6 protein-coding genes and 1 pseudogene are annotated in these 5,431 nt (G+C 69.6%); 6 read left to right on the top strand and 1 reads right to left on the bottom strand.

Annotation, left to right across the window (positions count from 1 at the left end):
• The 4 genes and pseudogenes from ACZ6NC_RS41735 to ACZ6NC_RS41720 all read left to right on the top strand — a co-directional run.
• On the top strand, positions 1-775 hold a 775-nt coding region (locus tag ACZ6NC_RS41735; RefSeq protein ID WP_465739115.1), incomplete at its 5' end, for a DMT family transporter.
• Between the two features lie 49 nt (positions 776-824).
• A pseudogene (locus ACZ6NC_RS41730) lies at positions 825-1,240 on the top strand (helix-turn-helix domain-containing protein); the annotation flags it as partial.
• Positions 1,241-1,624, top strand: coding sequence for an alpha/beta hydrolase (locus ACZ6NC_RS41725; RefSeq protein ID WP_465739116.1), 384 nt, complete (start codon positions 1,241-1,243; stop codon positions 1,622-1,624). It abuts the pseudogene before it with no gap.
• 41 nt (positions 1,625-1,665) lie between these two features.
• The gene (locus ACZ6NC_RS41720; RefSeq protein ID WP_465739114.1) at positions 1,666-2,223 is read left to right on the top strand and encodes an aldehyde dehydrogenase family protein; all 558 of its coding nucleotides are present in this window, start codon (positions 1,666-1,668) and stop codon (positions 2,221-2,223) included.
• Between the two features lie 65 nt (positions 2,224-2,288).
• Here ACZ6NC_RS41720 and ACZ6NC_RS41715 read toward each other — a convergent pair whose 3' ends face one another.
• Positions 2,289-3,422 carry an FAD-dependent oxidoreductase gene (locus ACZ6NC_RS41715; protein WP_465739113.1) on the bottom strand — a complete coding sequence of 378 codons (1,134 nt, stop codon included), beginning with the start codon at positions 3,420-3,422 and terminating at the stop codon, positions 2,289-2,291.
• A 110-nt stretch (positions 3,423-3,532) separates the two neighbouring features.
• Between ACZ6NC_RS41715 and ACZ6NC_RS41710 the strand changes: the two genes are divergently transcribed.
• Both ACZ6NC_RS41710 and ACZ6NC_RS41705 read left to right on the top strand, forming a co-directional pair.
• The gene (locus ACZ6NC_RS41710) at positions 3,533-4,219 is read left to right on the top strand and encodes a TetR/AcrR family transcriptional regulator (RefSeq protein ID WP_465739112.1); all 687 of its coding nucleotides are present in this window, start codon (positions 3,533-3,535) and stop codon (positions 4,217-4,219) included.
• Between the two features lie 151 nt (positions 4,220-4,370).
• Positions 4,371-5,431: IS701 family transposase (locus tag ACZ6NC_RS41705; RefSeq protein ID WP_465739111.1), on the top strand; the 1,061-nt coding region annotated here is incomplete at its 3' end.

Below are 5,431 nucleotides of genomic sequence, written 5' to 3'. Positions count from 1 at the left end.
GTCACCCGCTCCCGCCTGGGACGACTCGTCCGCCAGGGAGTCCTCGAGCAACCCGAACGCGGCCGCTACCAGAAACGGACTTAACGTCCTCTCAGGCGCAGTGCTGGGCGCCTGCTTCGTCGCGAGCCAAGGCCTCACAGCCCCGATGATCGGGGTGGCACTGTTCAGCGTCGCCGTCACCGCGGGACAAGCATGCAGTGCGCTGTTCGTCGACCACATCGGCCTCAGCCCGGCAGGACGACAGGCCGTCGGCCGCTCGCGCGTCATCGCAACCGCCCTGGCTGTCGCGGCCATGGGCATCGGCGCGAGTGAGCAGCTCGCAGCAGGCGTTGCCTGGGAAACCGTTCTGGCCGCCGCCATCCCGCTGGCCACGGGGGCCGGCCTGTCGGTGCAGCAGGCACTCAACGGGCGCATCGCCCGAGTTGCCGGCCCATGGGCCGCGACCGTGAACAACATGGTGGTCGGCCTGGCCACACTCATCGTGGCCTTCGCCGTCAGCCTGCTCGCTGCAGGCAGCCTGAACGGGATGCCCGGCGATGCCGGCCTCTACGCCGGCGGGCTGCTCGGCACCGCCTTCGTCGCTCTGACCTCCTGGCTGGCCCGCATCCACGGCGTTCTCGTCCTGGGACTCTCTGTCATCGCAGGACAGGTCCTCGCCGCCGGAGCGATCCAGGCGGCACTCCCGCACGGGCACGCCACGCCGATGAGCCTGATACCCGTCGCGCTCACACTCACCGGCGTACTCATAGCCCTCCGCCGGCGTGCGCACCACTGAGCCCCCACTCCTTCCCACCAATCCCGCCTCCGGAAGCAAGGAACACCTCTTGTCCCACCGCAACGCCCCGCTGACCCTCGAAGGACGCCGACGTCTCGTCGAACGCTGCAAGACCCGCCCCATCGCACACGTCGCCGCGGAGATGGGCATCTCGCGCGCGTGTGCTTCCAAATGTCAACCGGTACCGGCGGTACGGGGAACTGGGCCTGCTCGACCGCTCCAGCGCACCGCACTGCCAACCGACAGCGACCCCTTGCGAGGTGATCGCGAGGATCGAGGCGCTGCGGCGGGAGCGCAAGTGGCCCGCGGCCCGGATCGCGTTCGAGCTCGCCGCTGACGGCATACCCATCTCCCGCCGGACGGTCACCCCGCCACCTCGCCGCGCTGGGGCTGAACCGACGGAAGTTCATCGACCCCATCGGCGAGACGAACCGCGAACCGCGGAAGATCCACGCCCGCAGGCCCGTGGCCGGCAGCGGGGAGAGCATCACCGGCAAGGCTGACGTCGACCCGATCATCACGGCCACCGCGGTCCGGGTCCGCGCGGCCGGCTACCTGGCCGGCGCCGACCCCGCCGAGCCGCTCGCCAGCCTGCTCCACGCCGACCTCACCGGGCTGCCGCCGCTGCTGATCCAGGCCGGCTCGCACGAGGTCCTGCTCGACGACGCCACCCGGCTGGCCGTGCGCGCCGCGCATGACGACGTCGACGTGACGCTCGACGTCGTGCCGGGCGTGACCCACGTCTTCCAGGCGTTCGCGGCGCACCTGGACGAAGGCCGGGACGCCCTGGAGCGTGCCGGTGCCTTTCTGCGCAGCAATCTTCCAGCCGCCGAGCGCGCGAGCGCCTGACCGCGCAAGCAGTACGAGAACCCACGGAACGAGGAGTTCCCATGCCCGATGCCATACCGGCGTATCCGCCGGTCACCACGCTCCGGTGGTCCTCCACCGCGGTCGGGGACCGCTTTCCGGTGGAGGACCCGGCCACCGGCGAACTCATCGCGACGGTTCAGGGCGGCGGCGCGCGGGAAGTGGACGCCGCCGTGCACGCCGCCCAGCATGCCTTCGCATCCGACTGGCGCCACCGGACGCCGCAAGAACGGGCCCGCACGCTCCTGCGGTGCGCCGACGTGCTGGAGGCGCACGCCGACGAACTGGCCGCGCTCGTGTCCCTGGAGAACGGCAAGCCGGTCGCGAGCCCCGGCCGTCCGGCATCTGACACCGACGCGAATCACCTCACCATCGTCTTGCACCGATTCCACCCTGATCCCCGGATCCGCCGGGAAGAGCAGCCCTTCCAGCCGGAGCAGTACCTCGTGCACAGCCCAGAACCATCAGCCCGAACGCTGGCGGCACCGTCAGTTTCCGGACGATCTCGCGAGACCTACCAGCAAGACCAACAGTCACAGGGAGTAGGCACACCAAAGAAAGAAGTTGGACCAGAACCGTAACTCGTGAACAGAGCCAGTGCGGGGCACTGCGTCGGGCCGCCTGGTGCCGCACGCATGGCTGCGGATCACGCGTTCGGTTCAGCGCCGGTCATCAGGGCGAGCAAGCTGTGGGGCGCGTGGTCGTCGATCATGATCGTGTAGAAGCCGTCGTCGTCAGCTTCCACAGCGGCGGCGCGGGCGAACATGGCCTGTTCGTGCGTGGTGAGCGCGGTCTCCGCGTCGCCGGGGTGCGCGGCGAGGGCTCGGCCGAGTTCGGCGCCGTCCTCCATGGCCAGGTTGGCGCCTTCGCCGTTCGGCGCCCGGAGGTGGGCGGCATCGCCAATCAGGGTCACCGCAGGTATGCGGTCCCAGCGGTGCCTGGCCGGCAGTGTGAAGATGGGGCGCAGGGCCGGCGGGGTGTCGCTGTCGGTGATCAGGGCGGTGAGTTCGGGAGCCCAGCCGTCGAACTCCTTCGCGACCCGCACGGTGAGGGCTGCGGCGTCGGTGGCATCGAGGCCGGCGAACCAGTCCTGGGGCTTCTTCAATTGCGCGTAGGTGTGCAGGGTTCCGCCGCCTTCGCGGTGGGCCAGCAGTCCCCTGCCCGGTGCGAGCGCGAACAGCGAGCCGGCTCCGACCGCCTCCGCGGAAGCGCGGTGGAGGGTTTCTGCGTCGAAGAGGAACGTCTCCACGCTGCAGACGCCGAAGTACTCCGGAGCGGCTTTCGAGAGCACCGGTCGTACGCGCGACCAGGCTCCGTCGGCGCCGATGAGCAGGTCCGCGACAACGGTGGTGCTGTCGGCGAAGTCGACCTGGTGGCGGCCGTCGCCGAGGCCCCGCACGGCGGTGACCTTGCGGCCCCAGCGGACGGTGCCGGCGGGCAGGGAGTCGAGGAGCATCTGCCGCAGTGCGCCTCGCGGTACCTCGGGGCGTTCGCCGGTTCCGTCGTCAGGCAGGTCGAGCAGCACGTTCCCTGCCTGATCCATGACCCGGTACGCCTCGCGACCCGGGAGGATCAGCTTCTGGAACTCCTCGATCAGTCCGGCCGCTTCCAGAGCGGCCTGCCCGGTGTGGGGGTGCAGGTCGAGCAGGCCGCCCTGGCGGCGGGCGTCCGGCGCGGGCTCCGCCTCGTAGACCGTGGCCGGGATGCCGTGCACGTGCAGTACACGGGCCAGCGTCAGGCCGCCCAGACCTGCTCCGATGATCGTGACAGGTGTCGTCATGGTGTCCTCCCTAGCCCCTTGTGGGGTTGCCGTAGTGCCTCTTTGGATCGCCACTCCAGTCACGCTAACACGAGGTTGGATCGACGCTCCATTCGTGCGATGCTGGGGTCATGGCGAAGAGAACAGCGAAGGGATCTGCGCGGGCTCCGCGGCGGACGGACAGCCTGTCGAGGGAGCTGATCGTCCAGACCGCGATCGAGATGCTGGATGGCGGCGGAGAGAAGGCGCTGACGCTGCGCGCACTCACCGTGCGCCTGAGCACCGGCTACGGGGCGATCTACCACCACGTCGCGGACAAGAGTGATCTGCTCGCGACGGCCGCTGACGAGGTCATCACCGGCGTGATGTCCGGAGCGGTCGCCGACGCGGATCCGCGCACGGGTCTGCGCGCCCTCGCCCTCGGTCTGTTCGACGCGATCGACGCTCACCCCTGGGTCGGTGCGGAATTCTCCCGCCAGCCGTGGCGGCCCGCGCTGCTGGACTTCTACGAGGGCGTCGGCCGCCTGCTTGACGCCCTCGGTGTTCCGGAAAAAGCGCGCTTCGACGCGGCCGGCACGCTCGTGAACTACGTCCTCGGTGTCGCCGCGCAGAACGCCGCGAACGCACGGCTCCGCGCGGGCAGCGACACGGACCGAGAGGCCTTCCTGGAGAACGCCGCCACGCAATGGGCGCAGATCGACCCGGGCCGGTACCCGTTCGTGCACGCGGCGGCGACTCACTTGGGCGAACACGACGATCGCGAGCAGTTCCTCGTCGGGGTGGACATCTTTCTCGCCGGCATCTCAGCCCTGCGCTAGTACTCCAGCAGGACTTCGACGTTTTGCCTGTTCAGAAGGCTGCGCGGTGAGTGTAGTGGGCTGGTGCCCGTCAGGGGCGGTCTTCTTGGGGCCGCCCCTCGATCGTGTGCAGCCGGCGTTGGTAGTGGCAGCGGCGGGGCAGCCTCTCGCCGTGATCAACGAGCCCGCAGCCGAGAGCTGGGACGACGAACTCGAAGACCTCTTCCTCCGTGTCGGCCACCGTTTCAGCCGTGTGGAGCCGCGCCGTCGGATGCGCGACTACGTCCGCGGCCTGCTCGGCCCGGTCGGCCGCAAGAACGGCTGGCAGCTGGCCGAATACGCAGGTCATGCCACCCCCGACGGGCTGCAGCACCTACTCGCCGGTTCCCGGTGGGATGCGGATGAGATCCGCGACGAGCTCCAGCACTACGTCGCCGAACGCCTCGGCGAGGACGATGGAGTGCTGATCCTCGACGACACCGGCTTCATCAAGAAGGGCACCACCTCCGCGGGCGTGCAACGCCAATACTCCGGCACCGCCGGCCGTACCGAGAACTGCCAAATCGGCGTGTTCGCGGCCTACGCCTCCACCCGGGGCCGAGCCCTGGTGGACCGGGAGCTCTACCTGCCCAAGTCCTGGACCGAGGATCGCGACCGCTGCCGCGCGGCGAAGATCCCCGACGAACGGGACTTCCGCACCAAGGGCGACCTCGCCAAGGCCATGGTGCTGCGTGCGCTCGCCTCCGAGCTGCCCATCGCCTGGGTCACCGCGGATTCGGCCTACGGACAGGAAGGACGCTTCCGCCGGCTGCTGGAACAGTCAGGTGTCGGCTGTGTCCTGGCGGTGCCCAAATCCCAGTTCAGCGTGGGCTGTCCACGCATCGACCGGCTGTTTTCCCAGGCCCCGGACGAGGCGTGGGAGCGGATCTCGTGCGGCAACGGTGCCAAGGGACCGCGCGTCTATCACTGGGCGGCCATCCGGCTGCCCGCCGTGGCCGAGTTCGACTACCAGGACGACATCCAGGCCCGCCAGCGGTGGGCGCTGGCCCGCCGCAGCCCGACCAAGCCCGACGAGATCGCCTACTATCTCGCCTACGCACAACTTGACACGACCGTAGAGCAGTTGGCACGGATCGCCGGGATGCGCTGGGCGATCGAAGAGTGTTTCCAGGCCGCGAAGAACGAGTGCGGCCTGGACCAGTACGAGGTCCGCCGCTACACCGGCTGGATGCG

The sequence above is a fragment of the Kitasatospora sp. NPDC041988 genome, assembly GCF_055588525.1.
Note: the sequence above shows the minus strand (reverse complement) of the source record. Positions and strands in the feature narration are given on the sequence as shown.

Excerpts from the sequence above, each read along its gene's own strand:
- ACZ6NC_RS41720 (WP_465739114.1), top strand. The coding sequence starts at position 1,666 with ATGCCCGATGCCATACCGGCGTATCCGCCGGTCACCACGCTCCGGTGG.
- ACZ6NC_RS41715 (WP_465739113.1), bottom strand. The coding sequence starts at position 3,422 with ATGACGACACCTGTCACGATCATCGGAGCAGGTCTGGGCGGCCTGACG.
- ACZ6NC_RS41710 (WP_465739112.1), top strand. The coding sequence starts at position 3,533 with ATGGCGAAGAGAACAGCGAAGGGATCTGCGCGGGCTCCGCGGCGGACG.